The 1,984-nt window shown below is 60.7% G+C and carries 1 protein-coding gene; it reads left to right on the forward strand.

Annotation, left to right across the window (positions count from 1 at the left end; genetic code table 11):
- Nucleotides 1-249: 249 nt before the first annotated feature.
- On the forward strand, nucleotides 250-1,984 hold a 1,735-nt coding region (locus JNL55_RS25725; protein WP_293861128.1), incomplete at its 3' end, for a TonB-dependent siderophore receptor.

The following is a 1,984-nucleotide window of genomic DNA, read 5'->3' on the forward strand; positions in this document are numbered from 1 at the left end:
TGCCAGCGCTCCCGCCCAGGAATTCGCCACCGTGCCCGGCTTGGCGGCCGGCTTGGCGGCCGGCGTGGCGGGCTGGCGATCGGGAGGCAAGTTGCCGCTCATTTATATGTAGAGGGACCGAAAGCCGAAAGTAACCAGTGCCGGAGCAATTTATTTCGCTACTGATCACTTTTGTAGCGGGCCGCCTCTTAGTTGACAAGGACCGGTTGCAAAGCCGGGGTCGAATCAACTAAATAATTGGGGAAGGCAATGACTATCCGAGCAAGAAAACTGGCCAGTCTGATCGGCGCGATGTGCCTGAGCGCCGCTTCGCTCGCAGGTGCCGCGGGCGCACCGCCGATGCAGCTGAACATTGCGGCACAACCCATCGACGATGCATTACGCGAGTTCGGACGTCAGTCCGGGCTGCAGGTGTTTCTCGCCTCGGTGGAGGGCGTTGGCGTAACGGCCTCGGCCGTCAACGGCAGCTACACGCCTACTGAGGCGTTGCAGAAGCTGCTGTCGAACACCGGGCTGCGTTACGAGTACATCGACGAGCGCACCATTGCGATCCGTCCCATCGCGCCTCGCTCGGAAGGCTTTCAGAAGACGTCAAATCGCTTGCTGGGTCCAGCGGAAGCGGCCTCTGAGACACGCGCGTCCACGAAGTCGCTCGACGACGCTGTCACCATCGAGACTGTCAACGTGTTCGGCACGCTCGACGATGAGCTGAGCGTCGGTTCCAAATCCGGACAGACGCTGCGTGAGACGCCGAAGTCGATCACGATCCTGAGCAATGAGCGTATCGAGGCACAGCAGATTACCTCGTTGCAGGAAGCGTTGATTCAGACCACCGGCGTTGCAGTGAGTGCATTCACGCCGCTCGACACGTTTTTCTATTCGCGCGGCATTAGATTGCAGACGCTGCAGTTCGATGGCGGCGCGCCGGCTTTCAACGGTGGCTTTGGGTTCTCCTATACCCCGGACACGGCCATATTGGAGCGTATCGAGGTGTTGCGCGGCGTGGATGGAATTTATTCCGGCGCCGGTGAACCCGGCGGCGTGATCAATCTGGTTCGCAAAACGCCGAAACGTAACACCGAGGTGCGGCTGGATCTGTCCGGTGGCAGCTGGGACAACTATCGCGGCGTGCTCGATGTGACGGGTCCGCTGGCGCTGGATGGCAGGCTGCGAGGCCGCGCCGTGGCGTCGTACATGGATCGCGGTTACTTCTGGGATCGCTACACCACCGAGAAACAGATTTTCTACGGCACGTTGGAGATGGATATCACCGATAGCACGTTGCTGGCGGTGGGCATGAGCCACGAGCAGCGCGAAGACGACAGCTACCCGGGCTTCGGCGGATTCCCTCGCTATTCGAATGCCGCCAGCCTGGGGCTGCCGCGCGACTACAACATCGCTGCCGAGTGGGCTCGATTTCACATCAAAACCCGAGATGTGTTCGCCAAGCTGGAGCAGCGCTACGGCGACAGCGGCGTGCTCAAACTCAATGTGAGCCAGATCGATCAAACCGGCCAACTGCGTTTCATGGGGAGCTACGGCACGGTGAATCCGGTCACGCTCACCGGGCCGTACATGTACGGTTCCGCCTCCGACACCAGTCCCAAACAACGGCTCGCCGATCTCTCTGCGAGCGGTAAGTTCGAGCTGTTCGGGCGCAGTCACAGATACACCGTTGGCGTCGATCGCGCCGAGCTGGACGGCGGCGGTCAGCAGGACTACCGCGTCGCCGGCTTCGCTTTCAACAATGGCGTGCCGTACAACATTTTCACGGATCAGATCTGGCTCAGGCCCGAGCCGGCATTCACGCAGAATCCTTTCATCGCGTATCCGATCAACGAACAGTCGCAGCGGGGTATCTACGCCACGGTGGGTCTGCAACTTGCGGAACCGCTGCGCCTCACTTTGGGCGGCCGACAGGGCAAGTACAATTATCACCAGGAGTCGCGCAATGCGACGACCGGGGTGAGATCGGTAGTGCGTT

The sequence above is a fragment of the Steroidobacter sp. genome (assembly GCF_016790065.1).
In the GTDB taxonomy this organism is placed as follows: Bacteria; Pseudomonadota; Gammaproteobacteria; order Steroidobacterales; family Steroidobacteraceae; genus Steroidobacter.